Raw genomic sequence first — 21,479 nt, forward strand, 5'->3', positions numbered from 1 at the left:
AAAAAAACTACATGGTATTGAAATGCGATAAATATTCAGAGATATGATTCTTGAACTAAATATAAAACTTATTGTTATGAAGGAGCTAATAAAAATGAAAAACATTGAAATTATTAATACATATCTTGCAGGAGAATTACTTTCAATCCCCACTTGGCTAAAATATTTAATTGAAGCCGATGAAATTCATCAGAACTATGAGAATGTGGAATCTCTTAGTGAGCTATCTACGAATAGTCTATTGCATTATGTATTACGCACTTTAGAATCGTTAGAAAGAATTTCTGTTGATGAAGAAACATATCGAATCATTGAAACAGTGTTAGTTTATAGCGAGGTAGCAAAAGGTGGTTCATTGAGACAACGCAGAAAATGGTTAGAAAATGGCTTTAACCTCATGATTCATAATGAAGGCTCTAAAAGTATTTATTGGGAAGAAAATTTGACAGCCTTACATGTAGAAAATATAGATGAAAGAAGAGAACGTTTTTTAATTGGTGATTTAATTTTAACCCATGGATTAATCGGTCAATATATTCGAGGCGAAGCACGTCTTGATTCACATGTAAGCATGATTCATCGTTTCTATGAAAGATACACGGAAGAAAAACTTAAAAATATTCTGTATTACTTAAATCTGTGTATTATCGAGGGTGTTTCACCATCTTTGTGGAATGAAGTGAAAGAAGACGTAAAATCTGTGATTGACGGGTTATTTAATGGGAATGTAGAACCATTCTCTTCTCGAATGCATCGTTTAACACATAAACATAGAGAAACGGTAGCAGAAAAAGAACGAATTATGGGAGATGAAGAACTTCTTGTTCAAAATTTCTTAGCAGATAAAGATTTATGGTACGTGGAACCTGCTATGCATGATTTAAGTTTCGAAGATATTTGGACGATTTTCTTGATGATAAAAGATGCTGTATCTGACAGTAAGATTCATCACATTCACTTTGAAACATTAATGCAACAACTACATTATGATTTTAAAGGGAAGAAACACAACAATGTATACCGTAAACGTGTTATTGAGAAATACCTACATGAATATCGTGAAAATAAGAATCCTGATAATACTCATGTTTCTTTCCATGTTGAGGTGGATGAATCTATGCAGACTGCACATGTTTCCTTTAAATTTTCTGCGGTTGGTGAAGCATTAATTACTTTCTGTGTAGAGGCAGAAAAAGTTGATATGATGCATAATCGTGCAAATATACTTTTATTTGATTTCTTTGGATTACGTAAGGATGCATATGATAGATTCCATAATGAAGAACTTTATTTGGAACATATGAATAGTTCTGCTGATGACAAAAGAATCATTTTGGATTATATAAAAGGCGATACCATTGTCGATGTAGGACCAGGCGGTGGAGTCATGTTAGATATGATAGAAGAAGAAACAGAGGGAAAAGATATTTATGGAATTGATATTTCACAGAATGTTATTGATTCGTTGAAGCAGAAAAAACAAAATGAGTCTCGTTCATGGGATGTTATAAAGGGCGATGCTCTTAACTTTGCTGATACTTTCAAAAAAGAATCGGTAGATACAATCGTATATTCTTCTATTTTTCATGAGCTATTTTCTTATATTGAATATGATGGGAAGAAGTTCAATAAGGAAGTAATAAAAAAAGGATTACAGAGTGCATATGAAGCATTAAAACCAGGTGGTCGAATTATCATTCGTGATGGGATTATGACCGAAGACAAAGATTTAATGCGTGTCATTCGTTTTAAAGATGAAAGTGGTCTGAAGTTTTTAGAAGAATATGCTCGTGAATTTAAAGGTCGTGAGATTCAATATGAAGTGCTTTCGGACAATACAGTAAAGATACCTATTAATGATGCTATGGAATTTTTATATACATATACATGGGGGGAAGATTCATTTGCTCATGAAGTGCAAGAACAATTTGGTATCTTCACACCAAATGAATATAAAGAATTCGTTTCTAATATTTTCGGAGACAAAGTAAAGATTGTTAAAGCTGTGAATTATCTACAAGAAGGGTACACAATCAACTTGAGAGAGAAAATTGATTTCGAAGATGAGTCTGGTAATGCTGTAGCACTTCCTGATAGTACATTCTTTATGGTGTTAGAAAAAGCAGAGTAATACTTTTGTTTCAGAGTGATAAATAATAAACATCATCTTTTTCTCCTTATTAAGGTGAGAAGGTGATGTTTGTATAGGAGATGAGGGACATGTCTTTAACATATGAAAAATTAATGGCGTTAATGGATGCTAATAAAAATATAAAAGAATTCTGTATCATTGAGGGAAAACCTTTATTCCTTGGGGTTGTAAAAGAGTTAGAGAAACCTATCATTAGAAATGGCAGACTTGTTACTCACGGAATTTTAAATGAACAATGTGAGGATTTTGGGGTCATTCAAGGAAATGATTGTTTAGATGTACTGAAAGGATTTGAAAGGAGCACACAAAATATGCTTATACCTGATGAAAATAATCAACCTATTATGTTTAGAAATGATAAGTTTCGATTAATAGTTTTCGATAAACCACTGACACCAAATGGATTCAATATTCAATATTGGGGATATTAAACAGAATGATAGCTAACCAAAGAAAGTATATATATATCAATATGTTTTAGAAAGTCAGTAGAATGTATCTACTGGCTTTTCATTTCATGCTAAAATAAACATTAAGAGTAATACGTTGAGAAAAATGGGGTGTTAAGAATGGTACTGAAAAATAAACTTGGTTTGACGAACTCAGCCGAACTTGCTCGTGAGGAAGAACGGCTGTCAAAAATTAAAGCCAAAGAGCTATTTGATACGGGCAAAATTGATGAAATCGAGGTCGGCACATTCAAAGGTTTAGCTGATATACATAAACATCTTTTCTCTGAAATTTATAGCTTTGCGGGTAAGATGAGAGAGGTCAATATTGCAAAAGGTAATTTCCAGTTTGCACCTCGTATTTTCTTAGAGCAGTCGCTGAAATACATTGATGAATTGCCACACAAGACTTTTGACGAAATTCTTGACAAGTACGCTGACATGAATGTGGCACACCCTTTTCGAGAGGGAAATGGTCGTTCAATGAGAATATGGCTCGATTGTATGCTCAAGCAGGAACTGGGCAAAATCGTGGACTGGAATATTATAGACAAAGACGAGTATTTGAACGCCATGATTAGAAGCAGTGTAAGCACTGGAGAGCTTAAGTATCTTGTACAGAACGCCCTGACGGACGACTTGAGTATGGAAAGTCTGTTTAAAGGAATTGACGCAAGTTATTACTATGAGGGTTATACAGAGTTTAAAACAGAGGATTTATAGGAATATCAAAAGCATCATATTTGATAATGAAAAACCTGACTAAACCTGCCTTAAAAATCTGATATAGAAAAATAGTCCTAAAACCTAATGCCAAAAACTATATAGAGAAAAGGTAGTGAATACATATGAAAATAGAGGAAATAGAGAAAATAATTTTTGATTGGCACGAACGAAGTATAGGTATTGAAAATGATGAAAGTTTGACCGAATTTGATGAAAAATGGACAAAAGTATTTGAAGAGTTACAGAATAACAATGATGAGTTAAAAGATTTAATAGTTGAGCCTGAAACGTTGCTATTTAGAGTTCATACTGGTGGAAATGACGAACCACAACGAACTGATTATGATGACCAACCAAATTACCCTAAAGTCTTTGAAGAAGCACATAAAAACTGGCGAACTGACAATAATATGAAAGCAATTGACTTTAATAATCATTGGTCATCATTTACAAAAAGCACTGATGTAATCGGTTCAGCCTATTTTGCAGAAAAGGGATTACGAGGTTTTGTTATAGTTGTTCTATCTGACAAAGCAGTTGATATTTCTTCAAGGGTAGCTAAGAAAGGGGTCTTTGATGAGCAGGAAGTTGTTGCACCAATGGACGAAAAAACCGTAATAGACAAATTACCTTTCGAAGACTTCATGAAGAAATACGGTAAAAAAGAAACTGAGAAAATATAATACCTGTTTTTTTGTAAAATGATATGTAACTAAAAAAAATTAACGAAAAGTAGAGAAAGAAATAGAAGGGAACCTTATAAGGTTCCCTTCTTTCTTTATTTTTAATTGACTATAGTTTATAAAAACTAATATAATTTATCTATAATCAAAATGAATTGCATTATTTGTGGTTTTAGAAAAACAGAATTTTAGTTTATTCGATAATCCATTTATGCATCTTGAGGAGTGGTTGAAGAGTGAGTTGGAATTTCTTTATGGTGAGTATTATTATAATTACGCTAATAATCCTTTGTATCCATGTTATTAGATGGTGTAATGCGGTTAGAGTTGGAGCAACTATGGAAAGTGAAAAACATGCAACAAAATGCATGGTGACTGGAACTATCTGTTCTATATTAATCTTTATTCTTCCTATAATTCATATTTTTTATACAATCTATCAGCACATGTAAATTTGCGAAAAATATAAAACAAAGAAATAAAAGATATATACAAAAGTATCAGGGAGCCTTTAAAGGTTCCTTTTTATTTCTTGTTTTATTGACTATAGTTAATAAAAATATTATAATTATCCTATAGTCAGCATATATAAGACACATTTCGTCTTGACATACATAATAATCATTGAGAGGAGTATTAAATATGAGGATTAAGATTTCTGGAAAGATTCTTTCCAGATTAAAACCAGAAAATTTGTTTTATACTCATGAAATGTATTCCATGTTATTAGGAATAATGAATCCCAATAGAGCAAAAGAACTACATAATCGACACTCTAAAAATTTCCGATTATTCACATTTTCTAATATTTACATTCATGAGGATACATTCCATTTTTATTTGTCAGGGACAGACAGTTTAGTTCGAGAAGTAATTGATAGTATCGAGGTATCCAATATGAAACGAGTTGGGGATATGATGCTTTCCATTACAAACATTATTACAATCCCTAAATTGCCTGAAAAAGAGAAATATATTTTAAAAGGAAAAGTCATTACAAGCTATACCATTGATGGTACAAAAGTACGAATTGAAGATGAGAAAGAAATTGAGGAACGTTTAAAAGAAATCTCTAAAAGAAAATTAAAGGCATTAGGCATTGATGGAGATATTCATTTTGAAATCATTCAAAAAACACCTGTTTCTACTCATTACAAAGATGACATTTATATCCCATCATGGAAATCTGTTTTGTTAGTCAAAGGCGACTATAAAGCAATTCAGACTCTCTATGAAGTTGGGTTTGGTGAAAATACAGCAACCGCCCATGGATTACTTTGGGAGGTTGTATAAATGAAACAATTAAAGATTCTAAAGGTAGAGAATCCTATCCAAGAACTTTGTATCGCCTATGGTCTATTAGCCATTCTTCGACAAAATGATGTTTCTTGTAAATTAAGTAACAAGAAAGCATGTTATGTAATCGAGATTTACGATGAGGTGAATTATATTGAATTCTTCTTGGATGATTTGCCTTTTGAAAAAGTCAATAACTTGAATTCTACTATTAATAAGTCTGAAATCGAAAAATTATTAGCAAAAACACAAGAATTTTTCGAATGTGAACAGAACCTGGACAACATCTTCAAATACTACGAAACATTGGATGAATCAATTATTTCATCGTACAAACGTGATGAAGGGGCTTTATATGTAGGGACTTGTTTTTATAGCAAAGGACTTCGCTCATATAAAGCACCTAAATCGGAAAGGGTTTATCCTTTTGAAAAATTCCTTTCTTTTTTAGGGTTTCATTATGCATCCAGTTATGTGCGTCTCAGTGATGAGGTTGAAATTAATTGGTTGTTAGAACCAAAAAAAATTGAAGATGTTTTAAAAATTGAATTATTTTCTTACGTTGATAAAGAAACAGGAGAGATAAAATCTCTTAGAAAAATCCGAGATGATTCAAAGGTGGTTACCTTGTCACGTATTTATCTGGAAATCATTCAATATTTGAAGGGTGAGCAAATTTCAAATAACTATGATGGTTTATGGGTGATGCAGGTTGTACCCACAAATAACAAACCATTAATGGATAAGGTGAAGGTATTTACCATTCTTGATTTAAACGAAAAATCATTAGAAGAACTCTTGAAAAAGGTTACCTATTCTACTGTGAATCGAGATTGTAAATATACAACTGCTTCATATGTGTTAAATCCAGATGAAGATAGCCTGTTTAAAATGATACAGCAATACACAAAACGAAATGAAACGATTAGTGAGACCACTGCAAAGGAGTTATTAAAATTGAATGCATTCCAAGACGTTTATAACGCTGAAGTAATTACAAAATTAGGGCGAGGCTTAAATCGTTTAGTTCAGGACAAAAAAGGATATTCATTGCAGGTGTCTCTTATGTCATGTGTACATGAGGAAGACCTTATTGAAATACTGCAAGACATGTCTCTTTTATATAACAGGAATTACAAAACTTACTTGTTAAATGACGAAAATATGAATGAATTAATGAGCCTTTTAAATGATGGTGTGAAATTAAAAACACTTTCTAATCTCATTCTATTATCTTCAAATACATACAAAGAGAAAGTGCAGAAGAAGGAAGAAATTCCTTTAAATAATGATGTAGCTTATATCTTAACAGATGAAAATCGAAATCCCGAATATACAAGTGTAGATAAAAACCAAAATCCAACAAAAGACGTTGCGTAAGCAGACATACGGAGGAAACGAATTATGAAACGAGATTTAAAGAAAATTACAACAGCAGATTACATGTGGAAATTACACTTTGCTTTACGAGTAGAACTTGTAGCAGAAGCTTTGAATAACGAAGATACAATTGGGAACGTGACAAAAGGACGAGTTGTTACTTTAACAGATGGAGACATTCGAAATGCACTATCTGGCCCTATGTTAAGTCATGTATTTGCAAGTAACTTACGTGCATTGTCACATGTAGATGAAATTTGTAGCACCTGTAAAATCATGTCTCCAATGCGAAATGGGGCAGTTCGTGAAGTTGATACTACCTTATCTGCAAGTGGGAATCGAGTTAAAAACTGTGTGATTGATGACATCATGGGCTTTATGAACGCAGGTAAAGGTGCGAATGAGAAACGTGAAAAAGCAGTTAGCTTCTCTTGGGGGATTCAATCGAAAGGACCTGCTCCTTACACAGTCTTACATAGTCGTGTTGACCCTACGGAAAAGAATGCAAAACCGAAACAAAAAGAGGATACAACATCCGATGCAAATACAAATAAAGACCAAAATACACAAATGCTATTCCATGGTACATTACGTTCTTCTGAATATGCATTAGGAACACAAATGAATTTATCTCGAATTGGTTTTGATGATGAACGTCAAACATACATCTCTGAAGATAAAGAGCTAATTAAGAGTCGTATCAAGAAAGCTCTAATTGCTTTCCGTAACACAATTTTAGATATTCATGGTGCAAAATGTTCCAGTAACATGCCTCACTTAATTAAAGTAACAGGTATTGTAACGGAGAAAACAAATGCAGTAGATTTAATGACAAAATACTCTGCTTTAAATGATGATTTTATCAGCATTCATAAAGACTTATCTGAGGTTTCTCATGAGTTCAAAGATATTACCGAATTCAATCAAGTAATGGAGACATTATTAGATGATGAGTACCTTGACTTTATGATTGAGAGAAATATGAATTTTATCGACTCTCAATTTGCAGAAGCAAGCAAGTAAGAGCACAGGAGAGAAACACATGGCTTTAGATATGTATGTATGTAGGAACAGTAAATGAAGGCGAGACTTATATTCGCTCTACAAATACACTATTTTATTGGAGTGGAGCAGACCACATTCATGATTGGTTTATAAATCAAAAGAAAATTGGAGCAGAAAATAATAAGCTCTATCAGGTAACGAAGAAAGATTTAGAAGACCTCTTAGAAGTTTGTAAGAAAGTGATGACAGACCATTCTTTAGCAAGTACATTATTACCATTGAGTGGCTATATTGGAAGTCCATCATATAACGAATCTTATTTTGACCGTATAGATTTGACGATTGAAGCAATTGAATATAGATTTGAACACCGAGATTTAGAAAAAGAACAATTGTACTATAAAGCGAATTGGTGAAAGAAGGGATTCACTCCCTTCTTGCCTTATGTTTACCGCAGATAAAGAGGATGATAGAACATGCTAAAAATTACTTATAAAGTAAAGTCATTATTTTCATTAAAGAAATACAAAGATAGTCATTTGCTTGCTCGTAGTTATGAGCATCCGATGTTATCAACGATTCGTGGAGCAATCTTAGCTTCCGTCATTGAGAGAAGTGGCAAACAAAAAGCTGAAGATTTATTCTATAAAATTAAAAATGCTCAAATTTTCATTCAGCATCCAGATAAATTTCATAAAACACAACAAAAGATTACCATGCTTACAAACAACTCTATGGGAAGTAAAGATACAGATAAGGTACAAACCTTTGACGATGTGAATGCTTTGACAACTGTAGGTATTCGTGAATTTGTAAATGTAAAACATCTTGTATTTTATATAGATGAGTCTATTCCTAATCTATTTGCTTATTTATACAACATTGACCGAATTGGGAACAGCGAAAGTCATGTATCTTTAGTTAGTATTGAGAAGGTACGTGAGATGGAACACGTATTGGTCGAATGGGATAATTCTAAAGGATACGATGTTGAGTTATTCGAATTATATGATTGGGTTACAAATCTTGATGCAAAAGGGAAAAAAGATAAGGGAACAAAGTTTGAAAATATATATATCTTTAGTGATAAATTAAAGAACTTAAGTAGGAAAAGGATTTGTTACGTTGAGGAAGTCGTTCCTTGTAATGATGTTGTAATTACACGAATTCCTACGCAAATGGTAGCCTAACCTTTATATATACATGAGAGATTAACCTAATTCAGATTATATAAGTAAATAATAATTGACTTTTAATATATTAAAACGTATACTATAGTTAATAAAAGGAGTGGTTGAAATGATAGAACTACGTGGGAAATATACAAATGCAAAAGTATTTACAGATAATATTGAACAGCAAGCAACTGGACAAATCATTGAGTTGTGTAATCAAGAATTCACGAAGAATAGCAAAATCAGCATTATGCCTGATACACATGCAGGAAAAGGATGTACAGTTGGTACAACGATGACAATACAAGATAAAATCGTGCCTAATTTAGTAGGGGTTGATATTGGCTGTGGCATGTATACTGTTAAACTAAAAGAAAAAGAAATTAATTTTGAACAATTAGATGAGGTAATCAGAAAATATGTTCCATCTGGGTTTTCTATTCGCGAAAAAGAACATCCATTTGCAAAATTAATCAATTTAAAGGATTTACGTTGTGCAGAACATGTTAAGTTACAACGAGCGATGTTAAGCATCGGTAGTCTTGGGGGCGGGAATCATTTCTATGAGTGCAATCGAGATGATGAAGGAAACTTATACATGGTGGTTCATTCAGGTAGTAGATATTTAGGCAAACAGGTTGCAGAGCTTTATCAAAATAAAGCCTATGACATATTAAGTTCTGTTTCAAATACTAAGGCTGAACTTATCAAGCAACTAAAAGCTGAAGGACGAGAATCTGAAATTCAAACCGCTTTACAACAAGTAGCAACACCAAAAATAAGAAAAGAATTAGCTTACTTAGAAGGACCTGCATTTAATGATTACATACATGATATGAGAATTACCCAGAAATTCGCTTGGTTAAACAGAAAAGCGATGATGGATGAAGTAGTTAAACGTATGAATTTAACGGTTGTAGAAGAATTCTCGACTATTCATAACTACATTGACATAGAGAACATGATTTTACGTAAAGGTGCTATTTCTGCTCAAAAAGACGAAAAGGTTATTATTCCGATTAACATGAGGGATGGAAGCCTAATCTGTTATGGAAAGGGAAATCCTGATTGGAATTTCTCTGGTCCACATGGAGCAGGTCGATTGATGAGTCGTTCTAAAGCAAAAGAACAATTGTCTTTAACTGATTTTGAAGAAACAATGAAAGACGTTTGGAGTACATCTGTTGGTCAAAGCACTCTCGATGAAAGTCCTATGGCTTATAAACCTATGGATGAAATCATCACAAATATTCAAGATTCTGTTCGTATCGAAAAAATCATCAAACCTGTTTATAACTTTAAAGCGAATTAAGAGACAGTTTTAAACAGAAGAGAAGAGGTTATTACCTCTTCTTTTTAGTAGCTAAAGATTTATCAATAAACAATACATATAAAACTATATTAAATAGGAGTTAATAAAAATGAAAAAAGTATTATTCAGAGGGAAAAGTACAACTGATAATCATTGGTTATATGGCTCACTCATTTCAAATTATGCTGAAAAACAGTTTTTTATTGATGAGCACCATCAATCAGCACCAGTTATTCCTGAAACAGTAAATCAGTGGATAGGAATCAATGAAGTTTCTACTGAAGAAAAGAAGATTTTCGAAGGAGACTTTCTGCTTTTAGAAAGAAAATTGATTGATGAAAATGATGGATTTTGGAACTCAAATGCAGGACAAATAATGAATGAGCATAATATTGATGAAGTGATTATTCGTATTTTTGTTTCAGATTTTATGGAAGTGAAGTATGAGGGATATTTAAAACGAAATAATCAATTTTTGACTGAATGTGAATACTACAAAGTTGATGAAGAAGATAAGACTATCTATAGTTTTCGTGATAATGGATTGCAATTTTTGAAGTATTTAATCGGAAAAGGTGCAAGAGTAATAGGGAATGCATATGACAATCCTGAATTATTACCTGCACAAGAATAGGAAGAGGAGAACAACATGAAACATTTACTTATTATTGATTTAGAATCTACATGCTTTAAACGGGGAGCAGAACCTCGTAATTTTTTCTCGGAAATTATTGAAATCGGTGCAGTAGTGTTACATACAGAAACATTTGAAATTGTAGAAGAGTATCAGACCTTTGTGAAGCCTGTTTTATTTCCTACCTTGAGCGAATATTGTTTGCATTTAACTACGATTAGGCAGGATGAAGTGGATTATGGAAAATCCATTAAAGATGCTATGAATGAAATAGCTTCATTATACAATAAATATGATTGCGTATTTGCTTCTTGGGGATTCTATGACAAGAAACAATTTAAACAGGTTTGTGAGAGATTCGGTGTAAATTATCCTTTTGGGCATTTGCATATCAGTCTAAAACATCAACATGGTACTTGGACAAGACAACGCCCTATGGGGATGGAAAGAGCCTTAAAAATGCATCATCTACCATTAGAGGGCATTCATCATAGAGGAATTGATGATGCTCGTAATATCTCTAAAATTGCAAGTCATATGATTCACTCTGGTTGGAATCATGAGTTTATGAATTAAACATACGTTCTACAAACATAGCAGGAGCTCCATATAGGGGATTCTGCTATTTACATAATAGAAAGCTACTAAATACAAATAAATGGGCTACAAGAAAGCAGGAGGGTTATTAAATGAGATTTAAAGTGGATGAATTTATTTATGCAACTGATGAGCAGAGTGTTTATCTAATCACAGAAATTTCAAGTAAAAATTTTGGTGATGCTTATTATGGGAAACATATCTTGAATGAAAGCACCAGAGCTTTTGATGTAACAGCATCCCATTACCGAAAAGCGAATATAGAAGACATTGCACAAGCACTGAAAAAGAAATTAAATCCTCAAATTCATGTGGACACTGCTAATAGTGTGGCATTGTTGAAGATTCTAAATGATAGTTTATTAGCTCCGTTTATTGTTGAAGGATTTACACGTTTTTCTTATACACATGATAATATCCTTTATGTCGGGGATATGGAATCTAATCAAAAAGCAAAAATACAACCATCAAAAGAATTATTTATAGAGTTGATTTCAGACTTAGCAGAGGTTGTTAATAAAGAATTTGATTCATCAAAACCTTTATTAACGATTAAAGAATATCCAGTTTATATCGTAGGTCGATTCGACATGTTTCATAATAAGGAATTTTATGCAACTATCGAATTGCAAAAGTAATCAAATAAAATAGCCACTCCTTTAAAAGGATGGCTATTTTTCATTCTCTAAAACTTTCTGTTACATTACAGGTCTATCCATTACCTTCATTTGAGGACATTTTTCTTGTAACATTTGAAGGAATTTTTCCTCTTCTCGTGGCACACCAATAGAATATGTTTCATACATGCCATACATGACCTCTATTTTCTGCAAGGACCATTTTTGTGAATTGGAAGGTTTTCCTGAATAACGTAAATGACGAATGTCTTCAAAAGGAATTTCTTTATTAAACCACATGTATTTTAGAATGAGACTTTTATCAGTAATCTCATAAGAAGATGTAAAGACAGATAAGAATGTAACGAGACTAAATAGCATTAAACTTACTGAACCAATATTATTGTGGTTACTGAACAGAATACTAAATATTAAAGGCATAAACATCAAAGCTATTGCTACAGGAATTGGACTGTGTTTTATTTTAAACTTCATCTATATCACCTCCTATATATCTTGATTTTATTATATAACATTTTACAGTTTTATATATCTTTGAAAGGTCCTTATACAAAGGAAATCGAAGTATTCAGAAAATACCCCTGTTAGTTCATTCATAATTAATATTTAATCAGTATTAATAAATATTAATAGGTATATTGAGACTTAAATTCAATACATTAAATACATTGTAAAAATAAAACATCTTCAATCCCTTGATACAAAAGGGTTTACCGTTGTTTTTCCTTGTTTGATACCTTCCTTAATAAACATCATTTCTTGTAATTATTCACATTACTTTTTTCTTGTTTACTCTATATTTTTCAATTCTATTTGTTTTTCATCTTCAATAATTTTATATTCTTCTCTAATGATTTGATTTTTTTCCTTGGATGTAAAATAAATCCTATTTTTGCGATGTTCAAAAATTTTTTAGTATAATTAGTATGAATACGGAAAAGAAATAATTTTAAGACTGAATATTCCGACTTTGAAAGGCGAGAAAAAAGGTGTATTTCTTAAAAAAGGGCATGGGAAAGAAGGGGTATTTAAGCTGTAATTTTTGCCTGATAATACCCATTTGCAATATTGCGTATGAAACCATATGTATTCTCTTTCATTCTATCGAGGAATCCTTTTGAATCGTTTAATGTTTTAATAGATTCATTGATGTTCTTTTCAATAGATACGATTGTTTTATTTAGCGAGTCCAAACCAAACTCATAAACAAGTGATTTGATGTGTTTTTCTGTAATATCTAAAGAGCCACCCCATGATTCGATGTTACGAGCAAATTTGTTGAACTCAAATACACCGAGAATTGCCTCAGTTCTCTTTTGCTGTTTGCTATGTTTTGTTCCGACAAGGTTAAAGGATAAGACGAAACCATCTTTAATTTTATTTTCGATTGATTTATTCGCTTTCTTTTCTTCAAAGAAGGTACGAATACATTGATTGCCTTCGAACAATTCTAATTGGAAGATATGCGAAAGTTTGTCGACCATCTTACGAATAGCAGACTTATACCCAATATACGGAGGTAATACATTTTTAATTTCACTATAGGAAACGACAGCTTCCGAGTTCTCTTTTACATTCACTTCTTTTTCAAAGGAATAAAGAGCCCTCATAGCCAGTCTAAGCACGTTCACATCTTTAATCTTGAACAGCTCATAAATAACGTCATCGGAAATTGACGTATATCCACCTTTTGAAACATAATCAGTTAATTCTTCACCTAATAAATCAACTTTCACATTTGCTATGTATTCCTTTACCTCTGCAAATACATCATCTTTTTTTATATTTGCAATATCTTTCGGTTGTAGGTCTAAGAACTGTAATAAATAATCTACCAGTTCTACCTTGATATATTCACCAAAAATTCTATCCCAACGAATAATGCCTTTATCTTCTAAAAGCTTGTTGTTATTGCGGATAGTACGAACAGAGCAGTGAATTGTATTCGCTAACTCTTCTTCAGAAAGGAAAGAAATGAATCCTTCACTATTTGATTTGGCAATATATGCAATTACTTGTTTAATTAAAGAACTTGTCCATTTGAATTCACCAGGGATAGGCAAAAATTTATTATCAATCCCGAAAGCATGTTTTTCGTAATAGTATTTATCATCTATTTTTGTATTTCGGCTTAAACCACTGAATAGTACCAAAAGCTTATTTGCAATCAATGTATGTCTTTTAATGGTTAGTGTGGGTTTACTCATTCCTTATTCCTCCTTTCTCCGACAATAATCTACGATTTAGTATAATAAATTTTGGCTAACATTGTAAAACTGCATATTAGTACGGAAGTTAGGAGCATTTTTTGTAGAAACGTGATAACAACAGGCTTCATAGCTTGTTGTTCAAAACTGCATATTAGTACGGAGTTTAGGAGCAAAATTACGTAATGGTACGGAAGTTAGGAGCACAACTGCATATTGGTACGGAGAATTAAGCATATTAGGAGCAAAATTACATATTAGTACGGAGATTAAGAGCAAAATTTCATTCGGTTTTAGAAAAAACTGATAATTAATATGGAGGAAAATCACAAATTATCAAGAGAAACTGCATATTGGTACGGAAGTAAAGAGCAAAAATACATATTGGTACGGAGAATGAGTGATTTTTAGAACAAAACTGCATTTTAGTACGGAAGTCGAGAGCAATATCATGAAAAATGAGGGGGTTTAGACACAAAATGTTCACAATTTATTTTTGAAAAAAGACCATTAATGTAAAGAAACTGCATATCGGTACGGAGATTAAGAGCAAGACTGCATATTAGTACGGAGAATGAGCGGTTTTTAGAACAAAACTGCATATTGGTACGGAAGTAAAGAGCAAAATTACGTATTGGTACGGGAGTTAGGAGCAAAAATATGCATTATGAGAACAAGAAAATGCAGATAAATAAAAAACACACCTATAATGGTGTGTTTAATCCCATCGGAATGTCTTGGTAGCTTGTTTCTAATAAGTCCTTAGCTTCCTGTTCTTCCACTGGATAAAATTCGATATGGAACGTGTCACGAATTCTTCTATATGCTTTTACAATGATTTGTTTTTCTATAATTTCGTCAAATGCTTTTTCAATTTCTTTTATATTTTCAGGTTTACTTCTCTTCTTGAATCGGATACTTCCTGCAAAATATATTAAATCTCTTGAGATTGTATAAGAACCACTTGTTTGATAGCATATCATTCGTTCTTTTTGAAGTACAAAAATCAGATGATGGGCTAAATCAACTTTTAATTCATCAACTTTTTGTTTATATACCAAAACAGTTTGGCGTTGTATATAGTTCTGGTACATACTATCCGCAACTACAATTCTTGCAACCACGTTACCATTTGATATAGGCGTTAGTTTAACATCTGAAAACACACCAACTAAGTTAACCTCGCCATCATCTTTCATGTTTGTAAATCTAAAATTACCCATTTTGAGCAATCGTTCTGAAACTGCGGTGTAGTTCTTCTTTCCGTCAGATGTATATAGCTTCTTTACTAAATCACCAATTGTAACAATGATTGTGCGTTGTGTAGTAAAAGTTTCATCCCTATGACTCATCACTTCCAAGAACAACTTATAGTCGAAAGGGTCTAAATCTTTTACGTTATGATTTAACTCATCAACATAGTCTTTACTGATGAGAATGTCGAATTTATTTCCATCTGATAAGTTGTATTCATCAGCATAAAAATCAGATTCATTTGTATTTTTTTCTTTTTTGTCATTTACTTTTACTTTACCTCTCACATTACCAAAAATGGGATACTCAATAGCAGAGAAGGGGCTTTCTACGACAATATTGGTAGAATAAGAATTCCGTTCTTCCTCTAACAATGTCATACCCACAATCATTGTAATGTCTGTCAAAATGGCTGTTTCCACTTGTTTCTTTGTTTTTTGATGAAGATAAGGATAACTGGAAAGTGATTTCTCATCAGATTCACTCCATGCCAGTAAAAGTTGTTTGCGCTCCTCAATAACAGATTCTGGATTTGGATGATTATTGAATTGCTTTAAGAAAAGCTCTTTACCATTTTTCTCATAATAATCGTTTAGTAGCTCGAACTCACCCAGAAGTTCCTTTTTGTTTTTTCGATTTACTTTCTTGTCATAATCTTTGATAGCATTTTGTGTCCATCTTCTCTTTGTTCGATTTACGGAATCTTTCTTTACCTTAATCAAGGTTTCTTTTGCATCTTTATTTTCAAAGTGTTCTTTATATATGTAAGAAATGATATCCTCAATATCACCAAGATTTTTGTCTTCCATTTTTTCTAACAATGTTGTTTTAGAAATCTTATCTATTACTTTTTTGATTAGGATGTCTGTTTCAAGCAAGTGAAATAGCTCCTTTCTATTACATTCTTATTAAAAATTGTACCGTGTTTTTTTATGGATGTGAAGGAGGATATGTTATATCTCTTCTGCAATCTATGTATTATACAATAGTTTATATAAATTAGGTATTTTAAAAAATTCAATAATTGAGGAGAGAATGATAATGAATAATGAACAAACAATGGTAAATGAGTTTTTAAAAGGATGGGAACAACATATTAGGGATATTGTAAAAACAGGTGAACCTACTTCTTTTGTTGTTTGTGCGTTAATGCAGAAAGAAGAAATAAAAAGATTTATAAACAAAGGCTCATCAGGTTCATTAGTAGCATTGGCTGAATTAATTGAATCAATTAAGAAAGAGTATATGATTGTGGCTAAGAATCAACATTTTTTAGGTTTGATTGAAAAAGCTGAGGCTGAAGAATCGGTAAAAATGATTCAGACAAATAGACGTAGATGGCTTGAAGTTCAAAATCATGAAGAAGCATATGTAACAGAATTGGTTAAGAAATTTAGCTAATTTTACTCAACTTAAAACTTCTATTACTATAGAAGTTTTTTTATGTGCTCAATTAAGACTTAATATTTCGTCAATAACAGGCATTCTCATTGTATATTAATATTTCATCTAAATTAATATATGTTAATAGGTATATTGAACATCAAATTTACGATATTACATACATTGTAAAAATAAAATCTATGAAATCCACTGATATAAAAGGAATTGTAGACATTTTTCCTTGCTTAATACTTTCCTTAATCAACATGATTTCTTGTAATTATTCACATGTCTTTTTTCTTATTAACTTGATATTTTTCAATTAGGCTTGTTTTTTATCATCAATGATATTGAAAGTTACCTCAGTGATTAGGTTTTCTTCCTCGTTTGTAAAAACATACCATAGTACTTTTTGTTTTTTTATTAGATACGATTGTTTTGTTAAGAGAATCAAAATCACATTCATAGACAAGTAATTTAATATTTGTGTTAGCATATAATATATAGCTATATAAATAACAGGTATTTTAAAAAATTGATTCTAAAGGAGAAAAGCAAAATGAACACTATTGAGGCTAAGAAATTAGAAAAGAAACATCTTGAAAATGAATTAATGGAGCTTGATAAAGAAGTACAAATCTTAGACCAAAAGAAGAGAAATATTGCTTCGAAAATTGAGGATTGCAAAAGAGACATTCAACGTGAAATCTACCATGGTATGACGCAATATGAATATTTCAATAGTATTCATGGAGCAGAATTTAAAGAAGGAAAATTCCGTATTCGAATTGGTGGAGCATGGGGAAATGGTCTGTATGTCAATACGAATGTAGGAGATATGGAACTGTCAGTACAAAGTAAGTACGATGATGATAAACGTTGTTCTTTAAATGTATCAAAAGATTATAGTATTAATGGAAGAGGATATGAAAGAGAGCATGAAGGAAGTAACATACCAGAGAAATATAAGAAAGTTTATGAGGAAATGCTTGTTATAAAAGCTAAGTACGGAAAGCTAATGGAAGATGCAGGAATTGACCCAATCCATAAAAGTATCTTGGATAGATTTCTGAACACTAATTGCATTCCATATCCAGATATTGATGTGGAAAAGGTTATAGAGAAGAAGTATTTGCGTAAGGACTTAAAATAAAACTTTCAAAAACGGATGGATATTTTCATCTGTTTTTTTATTACATATATAAACAGAGCATATAATAAGAAGTTATAAAGAAAACAGGTAGTACAAAACTTAATTAAAAAGGAGTGTCATGTTATGACAAACACATTTACAAAGGTTGAATTAAAAGCATATCCATTATTACCTCAAGTAGAAGCAGGTATGGAAGTTGTAGCATTAAAGGATTCGGATTATGAAGGCTTATTTGGTACAATAGATGCTGTACTTTATGGTAAGGATAAAGAAACAGAAAATGATACTGTATTGGATATTGTTGTCACGTTTAAAGAAGAAGAGGGACGTAAGATTGATGAAACACATCCTCATTTGAATGGGACCAGTATTTGTGAAGTAATTATGGGAGAAGATGAATTAGGATTTTTCTTTACTGTGTCTAATAACTTAGCACAACAGTTAGATGGAAAATACGTTTGTCCTGCGTGTGGTAAAGGCATGACTTCTATCACTGAGCATCAAGGAGAAACTATTCAATGGGACTTTGAAGATGGAGACTATCAGAAGAGTATCACTAATGAATATTCTGATGGTAAAAAATGTGGGGAATGCGGTTGTGAAATTAATGATGAGAATGAAGTATTTTCTTATTGAGAAAACACAGATACAGGGATGTTTGTTACATTCCTGTTTTTTTAAATATATATAAGGGGAATCGACCATGAAAATCAAAAAATATAATAGAGATGATAAATGGGTATTTATGACGATGGAAAATGAGGATATGTTAGCGTGTAAATGGCTACCGTTTCTAAGTGATAATACAATGATTGAAATAGAACTATACAAAGAACAAGAATGTGTAGCAGAATACAGGGCGTTTTTAACGAAAAGAATGGATGTCCGTGAAGGGGAATTTATCTATGAATTGCAGATTTCTCTAACGGATGCAGATAAACAGATGGATATAGGAAGTAGTAATACAATTTCATTAACACCAAAACAATATATGCGAACAGAAAAAGAAATGACATTAAGAAAACTGGCAAAAGTCTTTTATGAGATTAGAAATGAATAAAATTTACAAAGTAGACAATTTTAATTTGTCTGCTTTTATTTTTTATTGAAAGAATAGTAAGTGCATATAATAAATGGACAACTATAAAACAGGTAGTTTCAAACACTTAGTTAAAAAAAGGAGATTGATTGAATGAGGAATTTGTATGTAGTTCAGTGTATAGCAGGTAAGGATGTTTTAGGAAGTGTGAGAAAGCACGTAATACTAAAATATGCAGAAAACCCTGAATGGACTATTACAAAAGCAGTAATGCGAATGTGGGAGGTGATTGAGTACAAGGTAATTTCTACTCAAAATAAAACAAATAGTGTGCAAGCATAATAGCGGAAAAGGAGAATAGATAATGTTGAAATATAAAATAGCAAAAATATTACCAACAAACGTTCTTTTATCAATACCATATACAGGATTACATGCTCTCAATAACTTCTTAAATGGAGATATGGGATATGTAGCAATGTGTGGTGTGATTTCCGTATTGCAACTATTTTGTTTTAAGAAGCTTAAAAAACTTGTAGATAAAATGAAGCCAAAACATATGAAGCAGGAAGAAAGAGTAAATCATATGGCGATGTAAACAGTAAAAAAAGAGTATCCTTTTAGGACGCTCTTTTTTTTTACATAAATACTGTCTATTTTATAAACTTGAAGTAGCTCACAAAAAATATGATTTCCAAAGTAATAATTGAAAATATAGTAATCATAGTCCATCCGTTAAGTGGAAGTTTTTTGTTTAATAAATTTTTCATTTCACTCACCTCGAAAGAATATTTTTATTCAGTAATAATTTTAAAGCGAACTCCGATAGGAAAACACTCAACTCCATTATCATTCACGATGTAAAACCCAGTACCAGTTACCTTCATAACAGGATATACTTTGTCCTTTGTAACATGGTCAAACAACTTTTCATCATGCAATGCCATCAATTTATCACCAACAACTAATGTTTTTCTTTCTTTTACTTCCATATAATCACCTATTCTATGTATTTTTTACTCAAAACAAATTTCATATTTGCTATAAATTCTCTTCAATTTCATTTTTCATTGAATCCATGTCCTTAATAAAATCCTCGTATTCACCTAAAGTCGCAAATGAAATAATAATGCCATTACCTAAATGTAGCAATATGGCTTTATCATCCTCATCAATAGAAAAATATAAATTGTAACCCATTCTTATTACCTCTCTTCGCAATAAAGTTTAAAACTGTATCATTAATAACAATTTTATTAAATATTACTTAACTACGGTAAAGCATTCTTCACGATATAATGCTTTCTGGTACAATCCTGTTTCTATGAGCAACCATCCTTTTTTATATAAAGTCGCTGTATATTTCTCATTTAAAACCAAGTTGTCATAATTGTTATGCCATTGTGTATATATAACTTCCATTTCTCATTTCTCATTCCTTAATAAAATTAAAATCATATAATAAACTATTCGAATAATACATTTATCTAAATAAATTATTTATTTTCTTCACTAATCCTAAGGATACTTACTGTTGAAGTATTATCACTTACAACTTCAAACTTTTCACCATAGTTTTCGATGATAACTCCTTTTTTATAATCTTTTAATTCAATGATGAAATTCTCATTTGATGTTCCATCTTCGTTAATAATGTATGCTATTTTCATTGTTCCTCGTGTAGTACCAACTACTTCACTCTCATCTGCAAATAGATATAACGAATCTCCAAAATCAGTAGCAACCCAATCAGCAAATTTATCATGCCAGTATACACGTCTTATTTGCCCATCATTTCGTTCAATTAAATCTTCTTCATATATATCATTACCAAGTTTATCTTTAAGCCCTGTGAATTCATCTCTTCCTATAAGCTCATAACCAAATTCAGAGTTGAAACAAGGTGATAATTCAGATGCGTTCCGTGTTTCCAATTGACTTAACGTATATATTTTTCTTTCAATATTATCTGTAGCAATATGCTTGAATGTATAACGAAATTTTTTCTCTCTCAAAATAATTCCTCACTTCATTTTCTTTTATCGTAAATATTGTATTTACTTATTTTTGGGGAATTCATGTTTTTCCATTTCCTTATAAGTCAAACGTTTGTAGGGTTCTATTTCAATACGACCACTGATTGTCTTATATTCTGAATGATTAACTTCTTTATAGGTAATGTAACCATCGTCTGTCCTATATGTATCTGCGTATATGATTTGTTTTTGATTGTTAATATCAATATACTCAATTTTATATACTTGTTTTGGACTGTTATAACTATCTATACCTAAACCTATAGCAAGTAAAACAATTAAAACACAAGCTGTTGCACCTAAAATCATGTCATGTTTTTCTAACAATTTATTTTCACCTCTATAAGCTACTTAATAAAG

26 protein-coding genes are annotated in these 21,479 nt (G+C 31.5%); 19 read left to right on the forward strand and 7 right to left on the reverse strand.

Features of this window, described 5'->3' with window-relative positions; genetic code table 11:
- Positions 1-94: 94 nt before the first annotated feature.
- The 13 genes from CQ064_RS07475 to CQ064_RS07540 all read left to right on the forward strand — a co-directional run bounded on the left by CQ064_RS07475 (position 95) and on the right by CQ064_RS07540 (position 12,047).
- Positions 95-2,131, forward strand: a complete 2,037-nt coding sequence (locus CQ064_RS07475; RefSeq protein ID WP_000789093.1) for a class I SAM-dependent methyltransferase — start codon at positions 95-97, stop codon at positions 2,129-2,131.
- An 89-nt stretch (positions 2,132-2,220) separates the two neighbouring features.
- Entirely contained in the window at positions 2,221-2,583 is a 363-nt protein-coding gene (locus CQ064_RS07480) for a hypothetical protein (RefSeq protein ID WP_000060400.1), read from the forward strand.
- Positions 2,584-2,721: 138 nt separating this feature from the next.
- On the forward strand, positions 2,722-3,324 hold the full coding sequence (gene fic, locus CQ064_RS07485) for a protein adenylyltransferase Fic (RefSeq protein ID WP_000243323.1): 603 nt from the start codon (positions 2,722-2,724) through the stop codon (positions 3,322-3,324).
- A gap of 125 nt (positions 3,325-3,449) precedes the next feature.
- On the forward strand, positions 3,450-4,010 hold the full coding sequence (locus tag CQ064_RS07490) for a hypothetical protein (protein WP_000687420.1): 561 nt from the start codon (positions 3,450-3,452) through the stop codon (positions 4,008-4,010).
- Between the two features lie 642 nt (positions 4,011-4,652).
- Positions 4,653-5,303 carry a CRISPR-associated endoribonuclease Cas6 gene (locus CQ064_RS07500; RefSeq protein WP_001220549.1) on the forward strand — a complete coding sequence of 217 codons (651 nt, stop codon included), beginning with the start codon at positions 4,653-4,655 and terminating at the stop codon, positions 5,301-5,303.
- Positions 5,304-6,686, forward strand: a complete 1,383-nt coding sequence (locus CQ064_RS07505; RefSeq protein ID WP_000811512.1) for a hypothetical protein — start codon at positions 5,304-5,306, stop codon at positions 6,684-6,686.
- Positions 6,687-6,710: 24 nt separating this feature from the next.
- Positions 6,711-7,709, forward strand: coding sequence for a DevR family CRISPR-associated autoregulator (locus CQ064_RS07510; protein ID WP_000817542.1), 999 nt, complete (start codon positions 6,711-6,713; stop codon positions 7,707-7,709).
- Between the two features lie 35 nt (positions 7,710-7,744).
- On the forward strand, positions 7,745-8,107 hold the full coding sequence (locus CQ064_RS07515) for a hypothetical protein (protein ID WP_000289272.1): 363 nt from the start codon (positions 7,745-7,747) through the stop codon (positions 8,105-8,107).
- Between the two features lie 60 nt (positions 8,108-8,167).
- Complete coding sequence (locus CQ064_RS07520; protein ID WP_000913126.1) at positions 8,168-8,881, forward strand: hypothetical protein; 714 nt, start codon at positions 8,168-8,170, stop codon at positions 8,879-8,881.
- Positions 8,882-8,990: 109 nt separating this feature from the next.
- Positions 8,991-10,178 carry an RtcB family protein gene (locus tag CQ064_RS07525; protein ID WP_000571624.1) on the forward strand — a complete coding sequence of 396 codons (1,188 nt, stop codon included), beginning with the start codon at positions 8,991-8,993 and terminating at the stop codon, positions 10,176-10,178.
- Between the two features lie 109 nt (positions 10,179-10,287).
- Positions 10,288-10,812 (forward strand): YopX family protein, encoded by a 525-nt coding sequence (locus CQ064_RS07530; RefSeq protein WP_000756495.1) that lies wholly within the window; start codon positions 10,288-10,290, stop codon positions 10,810-10,812.
- A 15-nt stretch (positions 10,813-10,827) separates the two neighbouring features.
- The gene (locus CQ064_RS07535; RefSeq protein ID WP_000681618.1) at positions 10,828-11,388 is read left to right on the forward strand and encodes a 3'-5' exonuclease; all 561 of its coding nucleotides are present in this window, start codon (positions 10,828-10,830) and stop codon (positions 11,386-11,388) included.
- A 113-nt stretch (positions 11,389-11,501) separates the two neighbouring features.
- Positions 11,502-12,047 (forward strand): hypothetical protein, encoded by a 546-nt coding sequence (locus tag CQ064_RS07540; protein WP_001211401.1) that lies wholly within the window; start codon positions 11,502-11,504, stop codon positions 12,045-12,047.
- 60 nt (positions 12,048-12,107) lie between these two features.
- Here CQ064_RS07540 and CQ064_RS07545 read toward each other — a convergent pair whose 3' ends face one another.
- From CQ064_RS07545 to CQ064_RS07555, 3 genes are all read right to left on the reverse strand, one after another.
- Positions 12,108-12,521, reverse strand: a complete 414-nt coding sequence (locus tag CQ064_RS07545; RefSeq protein ID WP_000669342.1) for a PH domain-containing protein — start codon at positions 12,519-12,521, stop codon at positions 12,108-12,110.
- Between the two features lie 554 nt (positions 12,522-13,075).
- Positions 13,076-14,254 (reverse strand): hypothetical protein, encoded by a 1,179-nt coding sequence (locus tag CQ064_RS07550; protein ID WP_000042997.1) that lies wholly within the window; start codon positions 14,252-14,254, stop codon positions 13,076-13,078.
- A gap of 704 nt (positions 14,255-14,958) precedes the next feature.
- The gene (locus CQ064_RS07555) at positions 14,959-16,386 is read right to left on the reverse strand and encodes a hypothetical protein (RefSeq protein ID WP_000894312.1); all 1,428 of its coding nucleotides are present in this window, start codon (positions 16,384-16,386) and stop codon (positions 14,959-14,961) included.
- A 163-nt stretch (positions 16,387-16,549) separates the two neighbouring features.
- Between CQ064_RS07555 and CQ064_RS07560 the strand changes: the two genes are divergently transcribed.
- The 6 genes from CQ064_RS07560 (at position 16,550) to CQ064_RS07585 (ending at position 19,681) form a co-directional block, all read left to right on the forward strand.
- The gene (locus CQ064_RS07560) at positions 16,550-16,909 is read left to right on the forward strand and encodes a hypothetical protein (RefSeq protein ID WP_001058531.1); all 360 of its coding nucleotides are present in this window, start codon (positions 16,550-16,552) and stop codon (positions 16,907-16,909) included.
- Positions 16,910-17,450: 541 nt separating this feature from the next.
- On the forward strand, positions 17,451-18,044 hold the full coding sequence (locus CQ064_RS07565) for a hypothetical protein (RefSeq protein WP_001092014.1): 594 nt from the start codon (positions 17,451-17,453) through the stop codon (positions 18,042-18,044).
- Between the two features lie 123 nt (positions 18,045-18,167).
- Positions 18,168-18,680, forward strand: a complete 513-nt coding sequence (locus tag CQ064_RS07570) for a hypothetical protein (RefSeq protein ID WP_000185563.1) — start codon at positions 18,168-18,170, stop codon at positions 18,678-18,680.
- Positions 18,681-18,747: 67 nt separating this feature from the next.
- Complete coding sequence (locus CQ064_RS07575; protein ID WP_000694546.1) at positions 18,748-19,104, forward strand: hypothetical protein; 357 nt, start codon at positions 18,748-18,750, stop codon at positions 19,102-19,104.
- A 132-nt stretch (positions 19,105-19,236) separates the two neighbouring features.
- Positions 19,237-19,425 (forward strand): hypothetical protein, encoded by a 189-nt coding sequence (locus CQ064_RS07580; RefSeq protein ID WP_001245324.1) that lies wholly within the window; start codon positions 19,237-19,239, stop codon positions 19,423-19,425.
- A gap of 22 nt (positions 19,426-19,447) precedes the next feature.
- A complete protein-coding gene (locus CQ064_RS07585) occupies positions 19,448-19,681 on the forward strand; it encodes a hypothetical protein (RefSeq protein WP_000922392.1) in 234 nt (77 codons plus the stop codon).
- Positions 19,682-19,877: 196 nt separating this feature from the next.
- Here CQ064_RS07585 and CQ064_RS07590 read toward each other — a convergent pair whose 3' ends face one another.
- The 4 genes from CQ064_RS07590 to CQ064_RS07600 form a co-directional block, all read right to left on the reverse strand.
- Positions 19,878-20,075, reverse strand: a complete 198-nt coding sequence (locus tag CQ064_RS07590; protein ID WP_000453185.1) for a hypothetical protein — start codon at positions 20,073-20,075, stop codon at positions 19,878-19,880.
- A 49-nt stretch (positions 20,076-20,124) separates the two neighbouring features.
- The gene (locus tag CQ064_RS33385; protein WP_000541071.1) at positions 20,125-20,283 is read right to left on the reverse strand and encodes a hypothetical protein; all 159 of its coding nucleotides are present in this window, start codon (positions 20,281-20,283) and stop codon (positions 20,125-20,127) included.
- Positions 20,284-20,579: 296 nt separating this feature from the next.
- On the reverse strand, positions 20,580-21,098 hold the full coding sequence (locus CQ064_RS07595) for a YopX family protein (protein ID WP_001208314.1): 519 nt from the start codon (positions 21,096-21,098) through the stop codon (positions 20,580-20,582).
- 42 nt (positions 21,099-21,140) lie between these two features.
- Entirely contained in the window at positions 21,141-21,446 is a 306-nt protein-coding gene (locus tag CQ064_RS07600; RefSeq protein ID WP_000890309.1) for a hypothetical protein, read from the reverse strand.
- Between the last annotated feature and the right edge of the window lie 33 nt (positions 21,447-21,479).

Source organism: Bacillus sp. MYb78 (genome assembly GCF_002975115.1).
GTDB lineage: Bacteria > Bacillota > Bacilli > Bacillales > Bacillaceae_G > Bacillus_A > Bacillus_A cereus.